A 23,878-nucleotide genomic window follows, 5' to 3' on the forward strand; every position below is an offset into this window, starting at 1 on the left:
AAAGAATTATATAGATTCATCCAATATTGACTTAATTAGCACATAGTGCTATGATTTAAATATAATTCAGAGTAAAACACTCTACATTAAGAAATTGAGGTGCAATAACAATGAAAGATTTACTTTTGGAAATTAATAACCTAAAAACAAAGGTTGATGATAAGGAAATTTTAAAAGGTTTAAACCTTAAAATAAATAAAGGTGAAGTTCATGTTGTAATGGGTCCAAACGGCGCAGGCAAATCAACTCTTGCTAATACAATAATGGGCCACCCAAAATACACTGTTGTAAATGGAGATATTTTATTTGAAGGCGAAAATATAAATGATCTCAAACCAGATGTAAGAGCTAAGAAAGGAATATTCTTATCCTTCCAAGCTCCAGAAGAAGTACCTGGAATAACAGTTGAAAACTTTATAAGAACAGCAAAATCAAATATCGAAGATAAACAGATAAGTTATTTAAGCTTTAACATGAAGCTTCAAAAGAAAATGGATTTATTAAAAATAAATAAAGAATATGCTGAAAGATATTTAAATGTAGGTTTCTCTGGTGGAGAGAAGAAAAAAAATGAAATTCTTCAAATGATACTTTTAGAACCTAAGCTAGCTATTCTTGATGAAACTGATTCAGGCTTGGATGTAGATGCAGTTAAACTTGTATCCCAAGGTGTTAGCATGTATAAGAACGATGAGAACTCAATGCTTATAATAACTCATAATACAAAAATACTGGAGCATATCAGTCCAGATTTTGTCCACGTTTTAGTTGATGGTAAGATAATTCATACTGGAGATGCATCTTTAGTAGAAGAAATAAATAGTAATGGTTTCGAAAAATTTCTAAGTGAGATAAATAAGTAGGTGATAACATGAGTAAAACATATGTTGATGATATAGATAGAGGCATTTACGATATCTATAATGAAGATAACTTTAGCTATAAGTCTGAAAAAGGGTTAACAGAAGATATAATAATTAATATATCTAAGGAAAAAAACGAGCCAGAATGGATGTTAAACTTTAGACTTAAATCATTAAGAATTTATAATTCTATATCCGTACCTACCTGGGGTCCAGATATAAGCGAGCTTGATATGGATAACATAGTAACTTATGTTAAACCAGATACTCCAATGACAGGCTCTTGGGATAAGGTTCCCGAAGATATAAAAAGCACCTTTGAAAGACTTGGTATACCTCAAGCTGAAAGAGAATCCCTTGCAGGGGTTGGAGCTCAGTACGACTCTGAAGTAGTTTATCACAATGTTAAGGAAGAATTGGTTAAACAAGGTGTTGTATATACTGATATGGACACAGCTGTAAGAGATCATGAGGATATAGTAAGAGAACATTTTATGAAACTAGTTCCTCCAAGTGATCATAAATTTGCTGCACTTCACGGTGCTGTGTGGTCAGGTGGTTCTTTTGTATATGTGCCAGAAGGAGTTCAAGTAGACATTCCATTACAAAGTTATTTCAGACTAAACTCCCCTGGATCAGGTCAATTCGAACATACACTAATAATTGTAGAAAAAGGAGCAAAGCTTCATTTTATTGAAGGTTGTTCTGCACCTAAATATAGCGTAACAAATCTACATGCCGGATGTGTAGAGCTATTTGTAAGAGAAGATGCAAAACTTAGATATTCAACTATAGAAAACTGGTCAAGAAACATGCTTAACTTAAATACAAAAAGATGTGTTGTAGAAAAAAATGGCACAATCGAATGGGTATCAGGATCTTTTGGTTCTAAAGTTTCTATGCTTTATCCAATGAGCATACTAAAAGGCGAAGGAGCAAAATCGGAATTTACAGGAATAACATTTGCATCAAGCGGCCAAACCCTAGACACAGGTACAAAGGTAGTTCATGCAGCCCCAAATACTTCTTCTACTATACATTCAAAGTCAATATCTAAAGATGGTGGTACAGCTATCTATAGAGGTGTAGTAAAGATTAACAGTAATGCAGTAAACTCTAAATCTTATGTATCTTGTGAATCCTTGATGTTAGACAGTAAATCAAAATCAGATACTATACCAGTAATTCAGATAGAAAATGATGAAGTAGATATCGGACACGAAGCTAAAATAGGAAGAATCAGCGATGATGCAATTTTCTATTTAATGAGCAGAGGTATTGATGAAGAAGAAGCCAAGGCTATGATCGTAAGAGGCTTTGTTGACCCTATCACAAAGGAACTACCTCTTGAATATGCTGTAGAAATGAATAACTTAATAAATATAGAACTTGAAGGTACTATTGGATAAGGAGGGATGAAGGTTGGAAAACAAAATATTAAAGGACTTAAACACAATACCAGTAAGCACATTTAGATGGCTTAAAGTAAATACTATATCTTTAAATGAAGAGATATCTATTCCAAGCGTTAATTACGAAAGAGAATACTGCGAGTTCAAAGAAACTTCAGACTACTCTCTTCATCCAATAGAAAAATCAAATACTTTAGCCAATACATTTAATACTAATAATTTTGAAGGTGTTTCAAGATTACAATTAGATGAAACCCTTGATTCAAATAATTGTGGTTTTGCATTAGAAGTTAAAGCCAATAAATCTATTGAAGACTTAATTTGTATTGATTACGAATTAAACTCTGAAAATTCTAAAGTTGTAGATAAAAATCTAATTGTGTTAGGAGAAAAAAGCACAGTTAATGTTTTAATCAAATATACATCTGTTGATGAAAATATCTACTATCACAATGGCTTTACTAAAATACATGCAAAAAAAGATTCTACTTTAAATATTTTTATAGTTCAAAATCTAAACTACAATACTAATCATTTTAATTCTCTCTTCTCCAAAGTAGAAGAAGGAGCAAAAGTTAATCTTATTCCTATAGAATTGGGAGCTAGAAAAGCTATAACAAACTATTCATCTGATCTTGTAGGCGATAATAGCGAAAGCACCATTAGTTCTGTTTACTATGGAGATTCGGATAGATTAATAGATATAAACTTTAAAATGACTCATATCGGTAAAAAGACCTCTAGCAATATAGATGTAAAAGGTGTTTTAGCCGATAAGTCTAAAAAGACTTTTAGAGGAACATTAGATTTCAAGACTGGTTCTTCTAAATCAAAAGGTTCTGAGGAAGAATATGTTATGCTTCTATCCAAAAGTGCAAGAAACAACTCGATTCCTCTACTTCTTTGTAGCGAACATGACGTTGAAGGTCAACACGCTGCTTCAGCAGGAAAAATCGATGAAGACGCATTATTCTATCTTATGAGCAGAGGAATAAGTGAGCTTAATGCCAAAAAGCTTATGATAGAAGGATATCTAACACCAATAATAGATAAAATTCCAATAGATGATTTAAGGCAGCAATTAATGAATTCGGTTAAGAATAGGCTAAAAAATGAATAAGCTTAAAGAACTTTTTCCTATTTTAAATCAAAGTCTTAATGACTTACCAGTGGTATATCTTGATAGTGCTGCCACCACTCAAAAGCCATTATCTGTTATAGAAGCTTTGAATAAATATTATAAGGAAATAAACGCAAATCCTCATAGAGGAGCTTATACTTTAAGTGTTAAAGCAACTGATAGTTTTGAGCAAGGTAGAGAAAAAGTTAAGGATTTTATAAATGCCAAGTCATCAAAAGAAGTAATCTTTACTAAGGGAACTACTGAAGCTCTAAATTTAATAGCATATTCTTACGGAAACTTAAAATTAGATAAAGATGATGAAATAGTTATAGGAATTACAGAACATCACTCAAATCTTATTCCTTGGCAGCAAATAGCTATTGCAAAAGGCTGCAAACTAAATTATTTATATATTGACTCTAACTATGAATATACAACGGATGAAATAGATAAAAAGATAACAGACAAGACTAAATTAGTAGCTATAGGTCATGCTTCTAATGTACTTGGAACTTTAAATCCTGTAGAATATATAATTCATAAAGCCCATGAAGTTGGAGCTAAAGTTGTTATTGATGCCGCACAGAGCATAGCCCATAGAAAAGTAGACGTACAAAAATTAGATGCTGATTTTTTAGTATTCTCAGGTCACAAAATGTTTGCACCTATGGGAATAGGCGTACTTTATGGAAAGCAAGAATTATTAGAAGAAATGCCTCCATTCTTATATGGTGGAGACATGGTAGAATATGTTTATGAGCAAGAGACTACTTTTGCTGAATTACCTCACAAATTTGAAGGCGGTACTCAAAACGTCGAAGGTGTTATCGGTCTATCAGAGGCTATTGACTTCATAAATTCAATAGGGATAGACAATATAATTAAACATGAGCATGAAATAATTTCATATGCCTACGATAAATTAAATGAACTTGGCTTTGTAAAGATTTATACTACTGACAATAAAGATTTGCTAGGCTCGGTTTTATCCTTTACCATTGACGGTATACATCCCCACGACTTAGCTACAATACTTGACTCAAAAGGCGTATGTGTAAGAGCTGGTAACCACTGTGCTCAACCACTTATGAGATATCTAAATATAAACTCTACCTGCAGACTAAGTGTTTCAATCTATAACAATAAAGAAGATATTGATACTCTAGTAACTGCACTTGAGTATGCTAGGAGGTTATTTGGTTATGGATCTCAGTAATATATACACTCAATTAATAATGGAGCATAACAACTCAACTAGAAACAAACGTCACTTAGAAGAATTAGATCGAGTTGAAAAAGGCCACAATCCAAGCTGCGGTGATGAAATACAGCTTGAAATAAAATTTGATGGTGATTATATAAAAGATGCTGCTTTCACAGGTACAGGTTGCGCTATTTCGCAAGCTTCTACTTCTATAATGATTGACCTTATTAAAGGAAAAAGAAAAGTCGAAGCATTAGACCTTGTAAATACCTTTATATCAATGATTAAGAAAGATATAACTGATGATGAAGAATTAGAGAAGCTTGAAGATGCTCTCATATTCAAAAATATATCTAATATGCCAGCAAGAGTGAAATGCGCTGTACTAGCATGGCATACTTTAAATGAAGCAATCAAAGCTGAATAACTTGAATTCATATTACTATAAAGGTTCTGATAAAGTATTTTATTGAAATTAAGTGGTTATCAATAAAAAGTGATTCCTAATTTTTTAGAGAATCCTTTTTTTTATGTAACTATATCAGTTCTTATAAAACCTGTCTTCCAAAATCCACTCATCAAAAGCTTAAAACTATAAAAACATGAAGATAGTTCAAATGTGTTATTTTATAAGAACTTTTCTATTTGTTATTTCTATATAATATAATTCTCCACTTTTATTTTCATTAATTATTTATATTTGGTTAAACTATTAAAGCAATTATTAATATCAAAAGTTTACCGCTCTAACTTTCACCTTGTTATTATCCAATTAAAATTTAACACATTATTATAATTTTATTGGATTCAATGTAGATTTATGGTATATTTATAAATAAAATTAAAAGTTTTGTAAATAAAATGGGGAGTTCTTATGAATACAGAAACTAATATAAACGAAATAGACATGCTTCTCTTAAGAATAAATGAAGTTAGATATGATAATCCTGAAAAAGCCATAAAGCTTTCATTAGAAGCCCTATCACTATCAAAAAATATAAATTACGATTTAGGTACAGCTGCATCAAAGCATATGATATCTAGCTGTTACTATACTATAGGAAATTATGAAGAAGCTATAAGTTTGACCTTTGACTCTTTAGACTTTTTTGTTAAAGAAAATATATACGATCTTCAATGGAGTTCTTACAATTTATTGGGCAACACCTTTAGTGAACTTGGCGATTATGAAAGAGGTATGGATTTCTATAATAATGCTGAAGAAATAGCATATTTAGTCGATGACGGGAAGAAGTTTTATACTAACTCGTCTAAAGAAAAAGCAATGGTTCGTACATTGAACAATATCGCTGAAAACTATAAACTTCTCAAAGCCTATGACGAATCATTAGAATACTGTAATAGAGCCTATGATATTGATAAAAATTATGACTTTCAATTTTCTAAAGGTGTAACAATTCTCAGTTTAGGAGAACTGTATTATTTACTTCACGAGTATGATAAGGCAAATACCCTATCCTTTAGAGCACTTGAATATTTCAAAAAATACAACTATACATTAGGCCAACCAGAGTGTTATAAACTTGCTGCCCTTACGTATTGGAAGAAAAATGATTTTGATAAGGCAGATGAATATTTTAATATAACGATAGATAGAATTGAAGCTCAAAGTTCACCTTATAACGAAATAGATGTTTATATAAATTATTATCAATATCTTAAGGATAGAAATGATTTAAAAAAGTCTTTAGTGATTCTTCACAAGGCTTACGATTTATCTATAAAAAATAATTTTGTTGAAAAAATATCAGAAACAGCTTCTATCCTATCAATATTTTATGCTGAGATTAAAGATTTTCAAACTGCTTTTAATTACTTTAATATGCATCTAGAAAACGAAAGAATTAATGCATCTTATTTAAATAAACATAGAATAAACAACTTGAATATAAGTAAAAAAATCAAAAAAATTGAAATAGAAAAAAAGGAAATCATAAATAATAATGAAAATCTTCAAAGAAAATCTGAATCTCTTCAAATGGTTGTAGAGAAACTCTCTATAATAAGTGAATTAGGTCAAAAAATCACTTCTAATTTAGATTTAGACTCTATTATTGATATCCTTTATTCAAGTATAAAGGACTTCATGGATTTGACCTATTTGAGCATTGGTCTATACGATAAAGAAAACTCAGTAGTTAATTACTTAGATGTAATCGAACGTGGCAAAAAGAAAAAAAAGAAAAGCACTAATGTTAAGAACCGCTCAAACTTCACAAGTATATGTATTGAAACCGAAGACTTTGTAATCATAAATGATATGAACAAAGAATTTTTAAAATACACGGATAGTGAAACTTACAAGTCAGTTATGGAAAAAGATCAATACGAGCTACAATCTTTAATTTTCTGTCCACTTAAGGTGAATTCTAATATAATTGGTGTTATGTCTATACAGAGTGAGGAAAAAAATTCTTTTACCTCTTACCATGTAGAAATGGTTAAGTCACTTTCGTCTTATGCTGCTATCGCAATAAACAACGCCATAAAGTCAAAACAATTAGAGATGGAGATAGAGAAAACTCATGCCGTTCAATTTGAGCTAAAAAGATTAAATGAAAAATTATTATTTCTTTCTGAAAATGATAGTATGACTAAAATTCCCAATAGAAGAAAGCTTGATAAATATTTATATGAGCTATGGGAAAAGCATGTACAAGAAAAAAAGGTTTTATCACTGATAATTTTTGATATTGACAACTTTAAACAGTATAATGACAACTATGGTCATATTGCCGGCGATAATTGCATTGTGACCATAGCTAATATCCTATCCAGTGTTAAAGACGAAAATTATTTTCCTGCAAGATACGGAGGAGATGAGTTTGTAGTTGTATTGCCCGAATATCAACTAGACAGAGCTTTAGACTTTGGTGAAAGTTTAAAACAAAAAGTTGCTAATGCAAATATACCACATAAATTCTCCACAGTATCTGATAAAGTAACCTTATCCATTGGAATAACTTCACTTGTTCCAAGCACGGACTTAACTATCAATGAATTTATGAACAAAGCTGATGACGCTCTATATCTTGCAAAGAAAAGAGGAAAAAATCAGATAGCTAGTTTTATTAATTGAAGATAATACTCTACACATAACTTTATAAGTTATATTATATTTAAAGACACTAATCAAGTTAAATTTTTGCTTACTTAGTGTCTTTAAGCATTTAAATCAATTTTAAAGAAAAATATAAAAACAGGTAATTCTTTAATAATACAACTTCTTTTTCAATACATTAAATCTAATTTTAAGACAACACTCAATCATTGTGCCAAAATTAAACAGTTGTATTGATTTTTTTACATTAAATAATTATTTTTGTCACATAAAGCTTGATATTAATGTTAATTCAGTTTATAATTATACACAAGAACACTTAGATTGTTGTGTTCTTTCTCCTAACCTTACCTGGACACCGCTACACGCAGTGTCCCCCCTTATTTTTTATAATACTTTCCATTTTACTCAGATAATTTTATATTTCCCTTTACATAAAAAAAACACACTTATAGTTGTTTTCATACAACTTTTAAGAGTGTTTTTTTGTATATCATCATGAAGATACTTTTATATTTGACATATATCATAACAAAATGAATCTTTTTATCTACGTCCTATCCAAAACCCATTTTTCAAACAATAAAAGCTCCCCTCTTACGTTCAAATTCTTTCTTAAAGCCTACTATCCTTCCCATCCTTCAGGGAACTCAGCATTGTGATAAACGTTCTGAACATCATCGTCATTACAACCGTAAACCTAGTAATTCCAATAGGTTTCATTAGTTTTCTATCTTAATTTCTGTTAGTATATATCATAATTAAAATACTTATATTTTACAGTTCAATACTAACATTTATCTTAATTTATTTCAACTATTATTTTACAATACTCTTAATTTCATTAATTTACTTGTACCCAATCTTACTAAGATAAATCTCGTCGGAATTGCCGACTAGCCTTAAAGGTCAAATTTGACGCACCTTGTATAAGCATATTAATGAAATTAATCAAAAACAAAAAGGCTACTATAATATTATTTTTAGTAGCACTTCTATCAAGTTCGTTTTTATTTTATAGTTTCTAATTTTCAAAATAATTTTTCACTTTATCTAACCACATTAATCCTTGCTCTGATTCATAATCAATTACTTTCTGTGGCTTTTCATCTAAGATATCCATAGTAATTCTTCCAGCCTCTTGATGAGCATCTTGAAAACATCTTACAATATCATATTCTGTTTTATTGTCAGGAAAATTCGTTCCTAAATATTTATTAAATTTTTCATAAACTTGAATATCTTCTTTTGTAAGTCCCTTTTTTTCTTTCAAGCTCTTTTCAAGAATTGGATAAATCTGTTTTTCAAGACTAAATAACTCTTTGTCTTTAAGTCCAGATGGGAGTTTGATGTCTTCCATCTGAATATCTTTCTTTTGTTCATCAGATTTAATATTATCAGAAGTAGTGTTATTTGCCTTATCTTGGTTAATATTATTAGTGTTTGTCTCTTTGCTTACTTGAGATTTTGTGTTACTACTACATGAAGTCATAACCAGTAATGATATTAGGAATAATGAATATAGAGCTTTTTTCATAGTACCAGCCTCCTTCTACTTATATCAATATTTTACCATATAAGTAACAGGAATACTTACCCACTTATAAAACTATGTCATTATTTATGATGGTAATCACTGACGGGAAATTCCCCTTGGTTAAAAGGATACGTAAACTATGCATATCCTTTATTGGTGTTACCTTCATACCGAAGGAGACATAAATGTAAAGTTCTATAAAGACATTACATAACTTAGCACAATTTTGTTCTTAGTAATTCCTTCAAAGGAATTTACATGACGTTATTCATTCTTTGAATACCCTTTGACAGTTTTGTCAAACCTAGTAAAATCTGCTATCCCGAAAAAGGATAGCGACATCTAAACTTTCGGTAGTAGCGTTCTGCTACATCCAAATATAGCCCAACTTTACACCGACCTCGCCAATTCTGGTGAAGTCGAGAAATAACCTCAACTCAATTTTGAGCATATGTTCTAAGCTCTTGGTCAATAAATGGCTTATATTATTTTTTTAAGGTCAACGTTTAGCTTAAATTTTTATAAAAACAACTGATAATAGATACTTAAGTTTAATTTCTATAATAAAAACAAGCCAATCATTGACCATATTAAATAGTAATAAGCTATTCTTTGACCATCTTGCCTAGGTCATTTTATGCCATCCCCAAAACTTGATACTTAAACAAATCCAGTTTTGGCTTCGGATAAATATCAAAGGTTACCCAAGTTCGGTAATCCTTATCCTACTACCTTAGTTTCTTTAGCTGTAGATTGACCGAAATAAAAACCAATAATCATTGTGTAAATAGCCATAAAATATGTATTGATTTCATTTCTAAAAGCCAATACACAAAATACTAATGTAAGTACTAGAGCTATTAATTTCTTTACTTCTATAAGTTTACTTAATTTTTCTTTCATTATATAAACATCTCCTACTTATAATTTATTTTTTACTAAATAGGTTAATAGCGAAATAGCGAAAAACCTACTTGACGTTTGGAAAATTCCAATCGTTCGCGATTTCTCAATCGCTTTGGGGAATCCCAAACTGACGATAGCGAAATTGCGAACGTCAATAACAGTTGGGGGAATCCCCAAATGATATAATCTCATGTGATTTACTCCCATCAGTTATTTTTTAGCATCCAACTTGGTATCAATATTGGTATAAAACAAAGTCTAATAGACCAATAAAAACATACTCCAATTAAGTAATAGACTTAAAAAATTCAATCAATTAGAAATGGTAGGAGCGGAGCAGAATGGGGGTGAAGGAATATTAAATGCACCGATGACCCTCGAACAAGCCCTTATAGTCCACCTCTATATCCAACCCAACCAGCCTTTTTTCCATTTGGTGTATTGTACATTACAACTATTTTTCCATCTACATCAGCTATAGCATCACACACTTCGAATGGATCTAAACTTCCTATCTTAATAGTTAATCTTTCATCAGCATATACTGGTTCTGGTGTCTTTCCATTTTGATATCTTTTACTCATATAATCACCTTCTACATTATTATTTTGTACTACTGTATTTCTTTGTGCTTGACCATTCTTTATAGCATCTAAAGGAAATTTTATTCCAGGACAATTTGTACTATAAAGTTCCCTATGTCCAAAGCTAGGTATACTACCATAAATCCCCTGTAGATATGCCTTAACTTCTAAGCAAGCTTGTAATTGAGCTGAAGGCATTTGTTCTGTCATGTATTTCCCTTCACAGCACACACCGATGCTATTATAATTTGCCGAAGGACAATGACTTCCCCTCCAACCAAATTGTCTACCTTGATAAACTGATCCATCTTTTCTTATAAACAAATGATACCCTATACCAGCCCATCCATTTGCCAAATGCCATCTATGTATATCTTCTACGGTACAATTTGAAGAATCTGCATTATGCCAAACTATTTTATTAGGTTTATTCTCTCCATCTGTAAATGTACCATTCCAAGAGAAATTATTTTGTATCATATCCAATCTTGATCATCTCCTATTTCTTAAATATAAAATCCTTAACTTCTTTTACATCGCCCTTTATGTCTTCGATAATGCTGAATTTCTCTGTCAATTTATCTAATAATCCTTGATATCTCTTTTCTCTCTCCCCTGTTGTTTTTAAAACATATAGGAGAAGAAATACAAAAAGCGCATAGCCAAAACCTTGACTAAGCGCTGCTTTCATTAAATCGTCCATTTTACACCGACTCTCTTATAACATCTTTTTAGTTATGTTTACTTTCTTGTACTCATCCCATTAGTAAATTAATTACATAAAAATAAGAGAACCAAAAGGTTCTCCTACTATTGCTTAACTTGATATTTAGTTTCGTGATATGTTACTACTTTTCCACTTGGTTGATCATTATCAAATTGGATTACACCAACTGTATAAGTACCTGCCTTTAGATTCTCTTCTTTTAGATCTAATGATACTTCACCATTTGCTAGTTGCTCTTTACTTATAAAATTCTTATTTATATAAATATAACTAATCTTACTACCATCCATTTCTTGAGCATTAAGTCCTATTTGTGTTATAAGTGTATCCGACTTTACTAAAATCGCTGGCACATTTCCATTCTCTGAAGTTCCAGCAGGAGTTGACACGAATATTTTACCTTTACCAGACTCACTTTGTCCTTCAGGAAAATTTACACTCGACTCTTTCTTTGGTTCTTCTGGTTGTTTCTGCTCTTGTTTAGTTGGCTCCGTTGTAGCTTGTTTTGAATCTTTCGCTTGACCACACGCTACTAGGCTTAAAGATAATACACCTACTATTAAAGATACTAATATTTTCTTCATTTATTTTCCCCCTCTAAAATTAGTACATATTCAATTATAATTTTACAACATAACCACATCAAGGAAAAAAACCCTGCATTTTACCTCATATATTACATATTAAGTAAATCTTTATGCAATTTATTTATTCAGGCTTAATTAAGCATCAAAAAATAGCACCTCAAATTAATGAAGTGCCTAATTATACTTAATATTTAATTCACCAAGCTGCTTTTTCTCTAATGTTTTAGTTTCTAAATTTACTTTGTAATTTCCTCGAATAATATCATTAAGAAATATATTCTCTTGATCTATATTTCCCAAACTAAAAGACAAAGAATCATAAATCAAAGTCATTTCTTCAGCTCTATTGCCAAATATATCATTAAAATTTTGTTCTGTCTCGCTTACTATGCAAGGCGTTGTTATTTCTCCATCACTTTTATAATATGTTATATATATCAATTATTTCCCCTCCTACTTTGCTCCTATAACCATCCAGTGTACATTTATCTGTCCATCTGTAACCCAAGTATCACTACCGTTTACCACTAATTTGTGAGTTATACCACCCTTTAGCACTAATTGGTTACTTTCTATATAATAACTATTTAAATAAAATTCTGCTAAAGAGTTGTAACTATTTCTATATATTCCTATTGCTCCAACTTGAATGGCTTTATTGCTACAATAGTTGAAGTCGTCATATAAATTAATTCTAATCTCTTGATTTGTTGTCATCCATGTATTTCCAGTTTGTACTACACAAGCAGGATAATAATAATTATTATTTATTTTTTGTCTTATATCACCAAACAAAGAAACATCTTTATAAAATGTTACTGGGTATGTATTACCTAATGCACCCATGTCGAATTCAACGTAGTTTTCGCTATAAGTATCACTAGTTTGTTTTCCAATACCTATATATTTGTTTTGCTTTGCTCCTATGGTTAATCCATTTTTTCTAGTATCACCATGATATGATGACATTATTGTAGCAGTTTGCTGATTTGATCCAGTTTGAAAATCGTAGAATTTAATATCTTGATTTACTATTTCGATGGCCTTAAGTCCATCCGAGTCATATGTTGTAAGTTTATTATTGCCTAAATCAAGTCTAAAAGTTCCATCAGCACTTGAAATAGTTCCAGCCTTTATTAAACTCGCATCCAATTCCCCTGTCTTTATAAATGAAGCATTAATTTCTCCATTCATATTTATTGCGGTTCCAAATGTTCCATTGTATCCAGTAGAACTATAACCAAACCCATTCAAGTTCCATCTCCACACCTTAGTCGCTGTTGCTATATTATCAGTGTCCATAATCAATATCTCGCCCTCACGCTTTATACAATGTCCACCAAGAGCTTGTTTTATCTTATCACCTATAAAGTTAGATTCTGTACTTACTGTAGCAATTCTATTATTTAAGATATTACTTACAGTATATTCACTCTTTACATAATCACCTAGTTCAATCTTAGTATACTTTTGCAATACACAATCATAAGTATAACTTATAAGCCTAGCCTTAATATCTATCCCTAATTTACTACTATGTATCGTAACTATGTCACCTAGATATAATTGTTGTAGTGCTTTTATTTCCTTGTATTCATCAGTTTTACTAAGATCCGCAAATTCAATCGAGAAATTTACTGAAGGTCTATCAATATGTTGTTCAGTATACAATAAGGCTGCTTGCCTTCTAAGTTCAGCATAAACAGCTTGTTTGTCTGCATATTCAGTTACTGCATCTTCTCTCGACACTTTAACATTAGGAAAATCTATATGCTTGAATGATACTTCAGGGTAGTTATTAATAAGCGGACTGTCTACATATTTCTCAGGTAATTCAAGAACATTATCATTTTCATCACGACCAGTAACCATTAATCGAGTTATCTCAGTACCTTCTGTACTTTCCTCTATAGTAATAAGATTTTTACCTTCAGTAACCTTAAATCCTCTATCTGTACCAAGTTGCTTATATACCCCTATACTATCTATTCTTCTATCTAATTCTCCACCCCAAACTTTTAAAAAACTATTATAATCGTCACCCATTATTGCATCAAGAAAATTCTTTCTAATATAATAAGCAGTACCTATCTTTTCTATATCGCTTACAAAGTTAAATCTAACAGGACTTTCAGCGTGATCTTTCATCCAAGTTAAAGCACCTAATCCATCGGTGCTAGTCGGTCTTACATCTCTTAGAAAATTCCTTTCTAAAGCGTAATATGATTCATGAACACATATGCACTCAATATTATTCCCATCATTGCTGCGCCTGCTTTTTTCTATTCTAAATATGTTATAACCTCGAGGAGTCATTGCTTTAATTATATTGTACTTAATAAGATATTTGGATTTCTTATCTGCTAGTGGATATGTTAATGTAACTCTAAAATCACCGTTAATAACTTCACTGACTTCTGTTTTAATTATATTAGTTAATACAGCTAATCCATTATTATTGAAGTCTGTAGTTGTACTACTATGTACTGTTATCAAAATATCACCCCATTTCATTATTTTTTTCCAAACAAAAAGAACCTAGATTTCTCTAAGTTCTTCACTACAATAAATTATTTAATTTTTCACCTATTATCATAGAAACAATTAATTTCATCTCCATGATTACACATCTCAAACCCCATCTTTTTCCAAAATCCAATTGATGATTCTAATGAATCTAGCTTAAATAAATATTTACATTTCAACAATTCTAAAATAACTAACTTTCCATAACCTTTGGATTTCTCAAACACTTCAAAGTGCAATATTTCAAATATATCATCACTCTCTATAAAATCTATTAAAGCTATAACTTTACCGTTATAAATTATTTTATACGAACTCTCATTGATAATATGATTTATTTTTAAATTATATTTATTTTTAAGATGCTTAACCTCATCCTTAATACATTGTTCTAACTCAAACATAAAATTCCTCACTATAAAACAAAAAGCCACTAATTATATAGCAACTTATTTTTTATTTAAGTATATAATTTTAGTTTGCTTTAAAATACACTTATATTATACACAACGCCAATAACCCTGTCAATAACGGATTAACTCACTAGCACACCATGCAATAATAAATATATTTATTATTGCATGGTGTGCTAGTGAAATTGTGCGCTTTAACAGACTTGTAAATTTTTTATTAATTTTTTTACAAGAGTCATATTTTCTATAATATACACTTATAATATGTAGCAATTGCTTAATTTTGGTATGTATAACTTGTACTATTTATCTGAATTATTTTCTTCATAAAATTCTGTAGCCGCAACTTCATTAATTATATCTTGATTTTCCTTTATTACATTATTTGAATTATGATTTATTAGAGTCAAATCGATTAAATTTTCAATTTTACTAGAATGATTCTTTAAATTTTCCAAATCACCAATAATAATTTCATCAAATTTTTCATTCTCTATTTTTTTTCTTAGCACCAAACTAACATCTTGTGTTTTAGTACTATTAAGCTCATTCCCTTTTATCAATGTTTTGGGATATGATTTAGAAGTATTTATAAAGCCTAAAGTACATATATTATCAGTAGTTGCAAAACTGCAACTTATTTGATTCTTAACAAATGACTCTTCCACCTTAAGATTATGGTTATAGAACAAATTCATCATACTAGATAAAACTGCTATTTTTCTTCTAACAGAACCCTTTACAGACTTTTCAGATTGTCCTCTTTTTATGAAGTCAAAATCCTCATTTTTCAAGGTACCATTATAACATTTTTCAAAAAAAACTTGCGCTTGAAGTTCTGAATTAACGCCTATAAGATGCTGATAATTTTCTTCTTTACAATTTATAATATAATAATCTTTTAACACAAATGCTTCTGAGCATACTAGATACTCATAGTTAACATATTTATTTTTATATGCTTTTGCTTCACTAATTGCTGTACTTCTTACTCTATCCTTAAAAGAAATTTCTTCCATCTAACTTCCCCCTAAAAATAAAAGGATGACAAAGTCATCCTTTTACTGATTTTTCACAGTTTACTCTGGAATGGGAATGAGTTTAAAGTCTTCATCCCGACTTTAGATGTAAAACTACATATTCACATCTATGTATATTAATTAACTATTAACTTAATTTATACTTAAATAATACTACACAACTAATCCGTTGTCAACGGATAAAATATATAATTACCTTAAAAGTGATGCTATTTTCCTATAGTTTTTTAAATTTTCATGATAATTATACGTTTAAATCCATTTTGTATTCATATATTTCTCATAAAATATCTGTTTTGTCTTTGGTGATTTAAGTCGTAATATAATCAATACCCTAAGATCTTTTTATCTATTTTTGTTTGCAATAAATATATGAGATATTTTATCTTTTTATTTTTTATTATTCTCAATAATTTTCCTAACAATGAACTAATTATAAATATTCTATCACTCCTATTTCTTAAGTTGAGTTGTAATATTTTTTCTATTGTCAATTAAAATATAGTAGTTTGTATTGTTACCCAACTATCTGTTCCAACTTTTATATATATTGCTGGTGTTGGTATATTAGGGAAATACACTTCACTACCAATGCTTAATTTTTGATATGTGCTATTCAAGTAATTTCTCCACGGTGCACTTGTCATTGTATCAGTAATGAAACGATTAAAATCTCCTACATTAACTACACCACTTAGTGGGTTTAGTATTTTTGCATCTTTATTTAAGATTAGGTTGTCGTTTGAATCAACATACATATATTGTTTTGAACCCTTTTGAAAATACGTACTTCCATTGGCAAAATGAGCAATTGTGAATGTTCCATCTGTGCTTTGCAAACTAATAGATGCTATTGTGTCAGAATAAACTATATGATTACTCTTATCGATATTTATGTCGCCTGATACGGTTGTAGTTCCACTTAGTAAGTTATTCTTAAATATAATGTTTTTTGATGCCATATTAGTTAGATCTGTTGATCCACAATTAATAAATAAGTTACTTGTAACAATCCTATTATTTAAATCCCAAGTAATATAGCTATTAATATCTCTAGTGATTTTACTGTAATTCTTAAATATATTATTTGTAACAATAAATTCGTCATAATATGATGTACTGCTACCTGTATTTTGAGTTATTAAATCAAAACAAATGGCTAGTGAATTTCCCTCAAAATAATTACTATTTATAATTGTTTTTCCTGCATTCCAACTTTGCTCTATAACTGCTAGACTGTGACCAGTTATAGTAGGATTTATTGTATTGCTTTTCTTAACAACATTGTTTGTTATAATTGTTCCCATAAACTCAGCACCCAAATTTGAAGGTGGGGATGACAAATGTACAAAACTTCCGTTTAGGTTTTCTGCATAGTTATTTGTAATTTTAGCTCCATGAGTTATTATATTTTCATTTGGAGTATTAATGAATTTACAATCACATACTTCTGTTCCAAATCCATATACACTTAAGCAAGAGTTTAAATACCAGTAATAATTACTTGAATTATGATTCTTACTTCCATTAAATGTAACCCCATATACTTTCGTTACAGCTGGAGTAGGGTATTGCTGAGATGAAACCATTATAAAAACTTTTCTAACACCTGTACCTATTGGATAAACATCATTGTTTGAACTATTAATAAACTTACCAATAGAGTTATTTAAAGTTATAACATTACCATTAATATCACTGATTGTTTTTATATCTGTTGTCATATTTATACTATTGCCAGTATAAATATGTATTGTGTCTCCAGCTTTCCAATCTGTAGGGACATTGTTTACAGTAATTTGACTGCTAGTATAATCCGCTTGGGATGATAAAGTTGTTTTGCTTTCATCACACCTTTTTAGAGTTGCACCATAACCATATATAGTTTGATTATTGTGTAATACAATACCATTTTTAATTAAGTATATTTTGTTTTTAGAAAGTCTTATTATCCCGTTATCTCCAGCAAAATCTATCGCATTTTGTATAGCCATAGAATCATCATGAACACCATCTCCATAAGCACCAAATAAATCCACATCAGTTGCAATGTTCGCCAATTGCGAGGTATGGGATATTAATTGACTAGCATACTGAGTATTTAACCCATCATATTTAGCTTGGAATTGCTGATCCCAAGCTTCTAATTTATTAATACCTTGCGTAAGAGCAGTGAACTCATCTGTACTTTCTATTGCACTATCATCTCTTATGCTCTCTAAAACATTTATAGTAAATACTTTACTGCTTAAGACACTATTCTCTGATCCATATATGACTAATTCACATTGTAATTCTCCAGCAACAGCTAAAGCTTGGTTAGTCAATTCGATCAAGATAACACCATTTGTAGCATCGGTAATTTCTACATCATTAAATATTTTTGTATTGTCTGCTTTTACGCCAAATATTTTAACTGTATTACCAGTCAAGTTTATTGCGTTATTACCATCTAACAGTGTAATTTGAATAAACCTACTATTTACATCATCCTGTTTTGCTTCAAGCTTTGTTAATACTCTATTATTTATATCCATTAAGATTTCTCTTATTGTTTTCATATTTACCACATCTCCTTCTCATAAATATAAAAGACAAGATATCTTATTAAATACCTTATCCTAATTTTTATTTCTACTTTTGTTATATTATTACTAAGGTTTATTATATTTTTACCCCTTTTTAATCTTAAATTTTCAAACTTTCCATTTGTACTATCCATATAGCTATAGTTATAAATATCTTTATAAACCAAACCCTTTAAAACATCTAATTCTATATATCCACTAATATTATTTAGTGTTATAGAATTACCATTAATAGTCAATATAAGATTTCCAGTACAATAAACCTTAAAATAAGGTTCAGAATAGACATTCCCTATATTATATATACTACTAATAGTTATTAATGTTATATTATCTTCAAGCAAAGGATATTTGAAAGGCTCGCATATAAAAGTAAGTTCAAATTCTCCATCCCATGCAACTTGTCTTTGTATGTCGCTTACTTCGTTTATAGATTTTACTATAAACTTTTTATCAGAATTAAAGCTAAATATTAAAGAACTATCACCAATAATATTTAGCCATTCAATAATTTCATCTATTTTACTGTAATAATTGTTATTATCTGTTTTTAATTTAAACTTTACATTAATAGACTTGTCTTTATAAGCACCTAATTTTCTTGTAACTGTTCCATTTCTTATATCAATAGGAACATTTTCTACGTCTTCTATAGTGAAAGGCATATGAGGTGTTTCAGAAAAAAGCAAATCTAAGTCCTCATAGCTATCTTTATTGTTAAAATATAAACTGTTTGGCATTATGAAAAAGCACCTCCCCTATCTCTTAAATTATATCTATCAATAACGTCTTGATTCTCAGCAACTACAAGTGCTAGTTCTCTTCCATCTACATTTAAATATATATGTATAGGTCGACTACCTCCTACAATACCTTGTTCTTTCAATATTCTCCATAACTCGTTTATAGGAAATACCGCTTCAGCATTAGATCCTAAACCATTATTTTTATCTCCGACACCAATTCCACCCATTATAGTTGATTGAGTAAAAATTGCACCCAAAGAGTACCAATTGACTCCCAATTTTGGCATCGATGGAGGTGCTAGAGAGAATGACCCACTAATTTTGAAGTATGGTAGTTTAAAACTTAGAAATTTGAAACCTGAAATCAGATTCCAAACTGTTGTAACAAATATTCTTTAATTAAATCTTCTAACAACAAAAAATCACCTCCAATCTGCTAGAAATATACTAACAAACTGAAGGTGATATTTATCTTAACAAAACGACTATGGTTTTTGCTAAGTTTATCATCGTCTATTAAAATTTAAGATAGAATTACCTTTACAAAAAGCTCTGAAACCGTTGATATTACTACTATCCTTCCCATCCTTCAGGGAACTCAGCATTGTGATAAACGTTCTGAACATCATCGTCATCCTCTAATTGATCAAGCATCTTTTGGAACTTAACTGCTGTTTCTTCGTCTATTGATGTATATGTATCTGCAACTGCTTTAATATCAGCTTCTAAGAACTCTAAACCATTTGACTCTAAAGTTTCTCTTACTGAACCAAAATCTTCAGGTGTAGTAGTTATAACAAATACTTCATCTTCAGCTGAAAAGTCCTCAGCGCCTGCATCTAGTGCCATCATCATTAATTCATCTTCATCTACTGAATCAGCTTTCTCTATTACGATTTCACCTTTCTTTTGGAACATAAAGCTTACACATCCTAAAGCTCCCATGTTTCCACCTTGCTTTGTGAAGGCGTGTCTTACATTACCAGCAGTTCTGTTCTTGTTGTCAGTTAATGTTTCCACTATAACTGCTATTCCTGATGGGCCATATCCTTCGTAAACAATTTCTTCATATGTTACTGTATCCGCTTCACCAGCAGCTTTCTTTATTGCTCTTTGTATATTATCATTAGGCATGTTTGCGGCTTTTGCTTTAGCTACAACATCTCTAAGCTTTGAATTTGTATCAAGATTTGCTCCACCATTTTTTATTGCCATAGCAAGTTCTTTACCTATCTTTGTAAAAACCTTACCTCTTCTAGAATCAACTTTACCTTTTTTTGCTTGTATGTTATGCCATTTTGAATGTCCTGACATTATTGTTCCTCCTAACCATCATATGAATACAATAAATTCCTAAATATTATATCATAGCCATTTTTCATATTCAACTTATGAAAACTTCAACTGGTGCTAAATACGCCCATTTAAGCCAATCTAAACATTTTGCACTGGATTAAGTTACTAATATTCAGCTCAATTACTTATAAACTTATATTTCTTTGAAAAGCCTATTTTCTTGCCTAAAATATAATCCTTCTTCATCCTCTAAAATGATTGCTTTTCCGTTAGTTTGTTCCGTAATACTTTGTTTAATCATTTCACTTTCTTGCTTCTCAGCCAGAATATATAAGTCTACTACATCTGTATAATCTACATTCTCGATATGCCATTTATTCTGTCCACATATATACTGGACCTTTCCTAACAAATCATATTCTAATGTAATATTGATTCTTATACCTACTACCTTATCTACTATTCCAGCAGCCTTGATTGCAACTGCTGCCCCTTTTGTATAAGCTCTTGTGAGTCCTCCTGCACCTAAAAGTATTCCTCCAAAATATCGAGTTACTACTACAGTACAATCCGTAATTTCATTTTTCTTTATAACTTCAAGAATCGGAATTCCTGCTGTTCCTTGAGGTTCACCATCATCACTATATCTTTGTATATTCATATTTTGCCCAACTATATAAGCATAACAATTATGTGTAGCATCCTTATGTTTATTCTTTATCTCAGCTACAAAGGCCTTTGCTTCTTCTTCTGATTCTGTTCTTTTAATATATCCAATAAACTCTGACTTTTTCTCGTCAAAGCTATCTTCTCCATAACCTTTAATTGTTAGGTATGCCATAAACCTCAGCCTCCTCTGATAGTACACTAGAAATTATCTCTATACCTTTTCTTATCTTATCACTGTCAGTTTGAGAAAATCCTATTTTAAAATATCTCTCTCCTTCTTTTGAATGCTTATAAAACATAACACCAGGGGTTATCAGTATGCCTTTCTCCCTCAGCTTATAAAACAATTCTATAGAATTTATTTGTATACTATCACTAAGTTTAAGATAAAAATGTAAACCTCCACCTGGAGGATTAAATTCTACTCTTTCATTTAATTTTTTTTGAATCTCTGTTTTCATAAATTCATATCTTTCTTTGTATTTCACATTCAAAAGTTTAATATGTTCAACCCAATACTCTCTTTCCATATACATTTCAAGAGCTCTTTGCATAAGGGAAGACGTAGATATATCCGTATTAACCTTTGAGTTCTGTACTGAATCCTTAAATATTCTAGGACATACCAAATATCCAATTCTTATTCCTGGTAAAAATATCTTAGAAAAACTCTTTATATATATTACACGATCATTTTTATCATAAGATTTCATAGAAGAATACTTAGTATTTTCATCATATATGAGCTCAGATAGATAGTCATCTTCAATAATGTAGAAATCATGCTCTTCTGCTAGCTTTAGAAGTTCTTTTTTTTTGGAATCTGAATAACTTACAGTAGAAGGGTTTTGAAAGTAACTCATAAAATAGAAGCATTTAACTTTATTCTTTTTTAGTATTTTTTTTAGAGCCTCCAGGTCTACACCATCCTTCTCTATTGGCACTTCAAAGATATTTGCTTTTCTTGATTTAAATACAGAAAGAGCTCCACTATAGGTAGGCTTTTCAACAATAATATTATCATTTACATTAATAAGTGCTTTTGAAACTATATCAATTCCTTGCTGTGCTCCAGAAACTACAAGTATATCATCAAAATCTAATTTGTTATCCCAAAACTTTTCATTTATTCTCTCTCTTAACTTTTCATAACCTAAAACATCTTGATATATTAAAGCTTCTGCACCATCTCTATCAAGAACATCATTTAAAACTGCTTTCAAATCTGATACAGGAAAAAAATCTGCGGAGGTTGTCTCTCCTGTAAAATCTATTACATCACCGAGTCTCCCGCTACTAAGCTTTTTAAAGGTAATAGAGTAACTCTTCTTAAATCCTCTTATACTATCTCTTCTCTTAGCATAAGTACCACTACCAATTTTTTGATTAGCATATCCTTCTACTTGCAACTTTTTGTAAGCATTAATTATAGTAACTTTATTCAATTTTAGAAAATCTGCTAATTCCCTTATTGAAGGCAGCTTCTCACCATCTTCAATTTGATTTTTATCAATTAAACTTTTTATATGTTCATACAGCTGAATATATTTATTAAATTCATTATTAAACCTTAATCTATATTTATCCATAATATTCCCCTGAACCAATAGGCACCCCTATATATGGATACCTTTAGCAATATACATTTTCTTCACCTATTAAGTTTCCAGATTGACTTTTTATACTTCTAAGATCTTTTCTTATAATTTTCTTATTGGCTAATTCTTTTAATATATCTTCCATATGTATATTAAATCCTTTAAAAAACACATCTACTTTTATCTCTTCAGCGCTCATAAAGTTTTTATGTTCTCTAAGGTATTTTATCAATGCACTACAGCAACTTCTTATATTTTTCTCTAAAAAACCTTCAACGAAATTTAAAGTGCTATATATAACCGCTTCCAAATCATTAGATGCATTAACAAGTTCGTCTAATATAACATTAAAGTTATCGTCTAAATTTATAGCAACGCTTATAACATCTTTACTTACTAGGTAACCATTAAAATTCAGAAATAAACTTGCAAAATTCTCAACTGTTCTCATACAAGTTAAATAAGCTGATTTTATATTACTATTAGCAATTAATTTCTTACAGTGACTTATATCTTTTAGTATATCTCCCAGATATACTAAGTTCCATTTCTCTCTTTCACTATCATTTATATATCTAAAGCTATTAAAAACATTGGTTATATGCTCATCCTTAGAAAATATTAATTTAGAGGATATTAGTATCCTATGCATATATCCACCTATAACATTATTCTGATAAAAATTCAAAAAATTTTCCTTACTTAATAGTTTCATATGTACTGAAATACCATTTTCTTCAGTATAAATATTTCTTATACTCTCTTGTTGCTCTTTCAAAATCACAAAGATATCAATATCTGAGCCTTCCCAAAGATCCCCTGTAACCATACTTCCAAAAGCCATAACAGCTAGAATATCCTGATTTTCCCTTAATCTTTCAATAACAGAGGTAAAAACCTTCTGATATCTCAGAATTTCATTTGTCATATATATTAGCCCCCAATATATAATTTATTTCAGTACTTATTATACTATG

At 30.1% G+C, this 23,878-nt stretch carries 22 protein-coding genes; 6 read left to right on the forward strand and 16 right to left on the reverse strand.

Going from position 1 to position 23,878, the window contains the following annotated elements:
• Positions 1 to 110: 110 nt before the first annotated feature.
• The 6 genes from sufC (at position 111) to JHL18_RS01535 (ending at position 7,702) form a co-directional block, all read left to right on the forward strand.
• Positions 111 to 863, forward strand: coding sequence for a Fe-S cluster assembly ATPase SufC (gene sufC, locus JHL18_RS01510; protein WP_200265869.1), 753 nt, complete (start codon positions 111 to 113; stop codon positions 861 to 863).
• An 8-nt stretch (positions 864 to 871) separates the two neighbouring features.
• On the forward strand, positions 872 to 2,272 hold the full coding sequence (gene sufB, locus JHL18_RS01515; protein WP_200265870.1) for a Fe-S cluster assembly protein SufB: 1,401 nt from the start codon (positions 872 to 874) through the stop codon (positions 2,270 to 2,272).
• Between the two features lie 13 nt (positions 2,273 to 2,285).
• A complete protein-coding gene (gene sufD, locus JHL18_RS01520; protein ID WP_200265871.1) occupies positions 2,286 to 3,395 on the forward strand; it encodes a Fe-S cluster assembly protein SufD in 1,110 nt (369 codons plus the stop codon).
• The gene (locus JHL18_RS01525; protein WP_200265872.1) at positions 3,388 to 4,614 is read left to right on the forward strand and encodes a cysteine desulfurase; all 1,227 of its coding nucleotides are present in this window, start codon (positions 3,388 to 3,390) and stop codon (positions 4,612 to 4,614) included. Before sufD ends, JHL18_RS01525 begins: the two co-directional genes overlap by 8 nt.
• Positions 4,601 to 5,029, forward strand: a complete 429-nt coding sequence (gene sufU, locus JHL18_RS01530) for a Fe-S cluster assembly sulfur transfer protein SufU (RefSeq protein ID WP_200265873.1) — start codon at positions 4,601 to 4,603, stop codon at positions 5,027 to 5,029. The genes JHL18_RS01525 and sufU overlap by 14 nt, the downstream gene beginning before the upstream one ends.
• A gap of 447 nt (positions 5,030 to 5,476) precedes the next feature.
• Positions 5,477 to 7,702 carry a sensor domain-containing diguanylate cyclase gene (locus tag JHL18_RS01535; protein ID WP_200265874.1) on the forward strand — a complete coding sequence of 742 codons (2,226 nt, stop codon included), beginning with the start codon at positions 5,477 to 5,479 and terminating at the stop codon, positions 7,700 to 7,702.
• Between the two features lie 1,006 nt (positions 7,703 to 8,708).
• Here the strand turns inward: JHL18_RS01535 and JHL18_RS01540 are convergent.
• The 16 genes from JHL18_RS01540 to JHL18_RS01615 all read right to left on the reverse strand — a co-directional run bounded on the left by JHL18_RS01540 (position 8,709) and on the right by JHL18_RS01615 (position 23,829).
• Positions 8,709 to 9,221 carry a hypothetical protein gene (locus JHL18_RS01540; protein ID WP_200265875.1) on the reverse strand — a complete coding sequence of 171 codons (513 nt, stop codon included), beginning with the start codon at positions 9,219 to 9,221 and terminating at the stop codon, positions 8,709 to 8,711.
• Positions 9,222 to 9,941: 720 nt separating this feature from the next.
• The gene (locus JHL18_RS01545) at positions 9,942 to 10,124 is read right to left on the reverse strand and encodes a hypothetical protein (protein WP_200265876.1); all 183 of its coding nucleotides are present in this window, start codon (positions 10,122 to 10,124) and stop codon (positions 9,942 to 9,944) included.
• Positions 10,125 to 10,516: 392 nt separating this feature from the next.
• A complete protein-coding gene (locus JHL18_RS01550; protein WP_243277761.1) occupies positions 10,517 to 11,191 on the reverse strand; it encodes a peptidoglycan recognition protein family protein in 675 nt (224 codons plus the stop codon).
• 19 nt (positions 11,192 to 11,210) lie between these two features.
• Entirely contained in the window at positions 11,211 to 11,414 is a 204-nt protein-coding gene (locus tag JHL18_RS01555) for a BhlA/UviB family holin-like peptide (protein ID WP_200265878.1), read from the reverse strand.
• 107 nt (positions 11,415 to 11,521) lie between these two features.
• Positions 11,522 to 12,022, reverse strand: a complete 501-nt coding sequence (locus JHL18_RS01560; RefSeq protein ID WP_200265879.1) for an LptM family lipoprotein — start codon at positions 12,020 to 12,022, stop codon at positions 11,522 to 11,524.
• A gap of 177 nt (positions 12,023 to 12,199) precedes the next feature.
• On the reverse strand, positions 12,200 to 12,466 hold the full coding sequence (locus JHL18_RS01565; protein ID WP_200265880.1) for a hypothetical protein: 267 nt from the start codon (positions 12,464 to 12,466) through the stop codon (positions 12,200 to 12,202).
• Between the two features lie 12 nt (positions 12,467 to 12,478).
• Positions 12,479 to 14,539: a phage tail spike protein gene (locus tag JHL18_RS01570; protein ID WP_200265881.1), complete on the reverse strand. Its 2,061-nt coding sequence runs from the start codon at positions 14,537 to 14,539 to the stop codon at positions 12,479 to 12,481.
• A gap of 68 nt (positions 14,540 to 14,607) precedes the next feature.
• The gene (locus tag JHL18_RS01575; protein WP_200265882.1) at positions 14,608 to 14,955 is read right to left on the reverse strand and encodes a hypothetical protein; all 348 of its coding nucleotides are present in this window, start codon (positions 14,953 to 14,955) and stop codon (positions 14,608 to 14,610) included.
• Between the two features lie 311 nt (positions 14,956 to 15,266).
• Positions 15,267 to 15,983 carry a PBECR4 domain-containing protein gene (locus JHL18_RS01580; protein WP_200265883.1) on the reverse strand — a complete coding sequence of 239 codons (717 nt, stop codon included), beginning with the start codon at positions 15,981 to 15,983 and terminating at the stop codon, positions 15,267 to 15,269.
• Positions 15,984 to 16,498: 515 nt separating this feature from the next.
• On the reverse strand, positions 16,499 to 18,565 hold the full coding sequence (locus tag JHL18_RS01585) for a BppU family phage baseplate upper protein (RefSeq protein WP_200265884.1): 2,067 nt from the start codon (positions 18,563 to 18,565) through the stop codon (positions 16,499 to 16,501).
• Between the two features lie 2 nt (positions 18,566 to 18,567).
• Entirely contained in the window at positions 18,568 to 19,332 is a 765-nt protein-coding gene (locus JHL18_RS01590; protein WP_200265885.1) for a distal tail protein Dit, read from the reverse strand.
• Positions 19,332 to 19,625, reverse strand: a complete 294-nt coding sequence (locus tag JHL18_RS01595; RefSeq protein ID WP_200265886.1) for a hypothetical protein — start codon at positions 19,623 to 19,625, stop codon at positions 19,332 to 19,334. Before JHL18_RS01595 ends, JHL18_RS01590 begins: the two co-directional genes overlap by 1 nt.
• A 286-nt stretch (positions 19,626 to 19,911) precedes the next feature.
• Positions 19,912 to 20,652 carry a YebC/PmpR family DNA-binding transcriptional regulator gene (locus JHL18_RS01600; protein ID WP_200265887.1) on the reverse strand — a complete coding sequence of 247 codons (741 nt, stop codon included), beginning with the start codon at positions 20,650 to 20,652 and terminating at the stop codon, positions 19,912 to 19,914.
• A 175-nt stretch (positions 20,653 to 20,827) separates the two neighbouring features.
• Positions 20,828 to 21,475, reverse strand: a complete 648-nt coding sequence (locus tag JHL18_RS01605; RefSeq protein ID WP_200265888.1) for a YigZ family protein — start codon at positions 21,473 to 21,475, stop codon at positions 20,828 to 20,830.
• On the reverse strand, positions 21,456 to 22,892 hold the full coding sequence (pdxR, locus tag JHL18_RS01610; RefSeq protein ID WP_200265889.1) for a MocR-like pyridoxine biosynthesis transcription factor PdxR: 1,437 nt from the start codon (positions 22,890 to 22,892) through the stop codon (positions 21,456 to 21,458). The genes JHL18_RS01605 and pdxR overlap by 20 nt, the downstream gene beginning before the upstream one ends.
• A 43-nt stretch (positions 22,893 to 22,935) precedes the next feature.
• On the reverse strand, positions 22,936 to 23,829 hold the full coding sequence (locus tag JHL18_RS01615; protein WP_200265890.1) for a nucleotidyltransferase domain-containing protein: 894 nt from the start codon (positions 23,827 to 23,829) through the stop codon (positions 22,936 to 22,938).
• Between the last annotated feature and the right edge of the window lie 49 nt (positions 23,830 to 23,878).

It is taken from the genome of Clostridium yunnanense (assembly GCF_016595795.1).
In the GTDB taxonomy this organism is placed as follows: Bacteria; Bacillota; Clostridia; order Clostridiales; family Clostridiaceae; genus Clostridium_AR; species Clostridium_AR yunnanense.

Coding starts and splice junctions, on each gene's coding strand:
- JHL18_RS01615 (WP_200265890.1), bottom strand. CDS start 23,829: ATGACAAATGAAATTCTGAGATATCAGAAGGTTTTTACCTCTGTTATT.
- sufC (WP_200265869.1), top strand. CDS start 111: ATGAAAGATTTACTTTTGGAAATTAATAACCTAAAAACAAAGGTTGAT.
- sufB (WP_200265870.1), top strand. CDS start 872: ATGAGTAAAACATATGTTGATGATATAGATAGAGGCATTTACGATATC.
- JHL18_RS01550 (WP_243277761.1), bottom strand. CDS start 11,191: ATGATACAAAATAATTTCTCTTGGAATGGTACATTTACAGATGGAGAG.
- JHL18_RS01580 (WP_200265883.1), bottom strand. CDS start 15,983: ATGGAAGAAATTTCTTTTAAGGATAGAGTAAGAAGTACAGCAATTAGT.
- JHL18_RS01545 (WP_200265876.1), bottom strand. CDS start 10,124: ATGAAAGAAAAATTAAGTAAACTTATAGAAGTAAAGAAATTAATAGCT.
- JHL18_RS01590 (WP_200265885.1), bottom strand. CDS start 19,332: ATGCCAAACAGTTTATATTTTAACAATAAAGATAGCTATGAGGACTTA.
- JHL18_RS01560 (WP_200265879.1), bottom strand. CDS start 12,022: ATGAAGAAAATATTAGTATCTTTAATAGTAGGTGTATTATCTTTAAGC.
- pdxR (WP_200265889.1), bottom strand. CDS start 22,892: ATGGATAAATATAGATTAAGGTTTAATAATGAATTTAATAAATATATT.
- JHL18_RS01575 (WP_200265882.1), bottom strand. CDS start 14,955: ATGTTTGAGTTAGAACAATGTATTAAGGATGAGGTTAAGCATCTTAAA.
- JHL18_RS01535 (WP_200265874.1), top strand. CDS start 5,477: ATGAATACAGAAACTAATATAAACGAAATAGACATGCTTCTCTTAAGA.
- sufU (WP_200265873.1), top strand. CDS start 4,601: ATGGATCTCAGTAATATATACACTCAATTAATAATGGAGCATAACAAC.
- JHL18_RS01525 (WP_200265872.1), top strand. CDS start 3,388: ATGAATAAGCTTAAAGAACTTTTTCCTATTTTAAATCAAAGTCTTAAT.
- JHL18_RS01605 (WP_200265888.1), bottom strand. CDS start 21,475: ATGGCATACCTAACAATTAAAGGTTATGGAGAAGATAGCTTTGACGAG.
- JHL18_RS01600 (WP_200265887.1), bottom strand. CDS start 20,652: ATGTCAGGACATTCAAAATGGCATAACATACAAGCAAAAAAAGGTAAA.
- JHL18_RS01540 (WP_200265875.1), bottom strand. CDS start 9,221: ATGAAAAAAGCTCTATATTCATTATTCCTAATATCATTACTGGTTATG.
- JHL18_RS01570 (WP_200265881.1), bottom strand. CDS start 14,539: ATGAAATGGGGTGATATTTTGATAACAGTACATAGTAGTACAACTACA.
- JHL18_RS01555 (WP_200265878.1), bottom strand. CDS start 11,414: ATGGACGATTTAATGAAAGCAGCGCTTAGTCAAGGTTTTGGCTATGCG.
- JHL18_RS01585 (WP_200265884.1), bottom strand. CDS start 18,565: ATGAAAACAATAAGAGAAATCTTAATGGATATAAATAATAGAGTATTA.
- JHL18_RS01595 (WP_200265886.1), bottom strand. CDS start 19,625: ATGCCAAAATTGGGAGTCAATTGGTACTCTTTGGGTGCAATTTTTACT.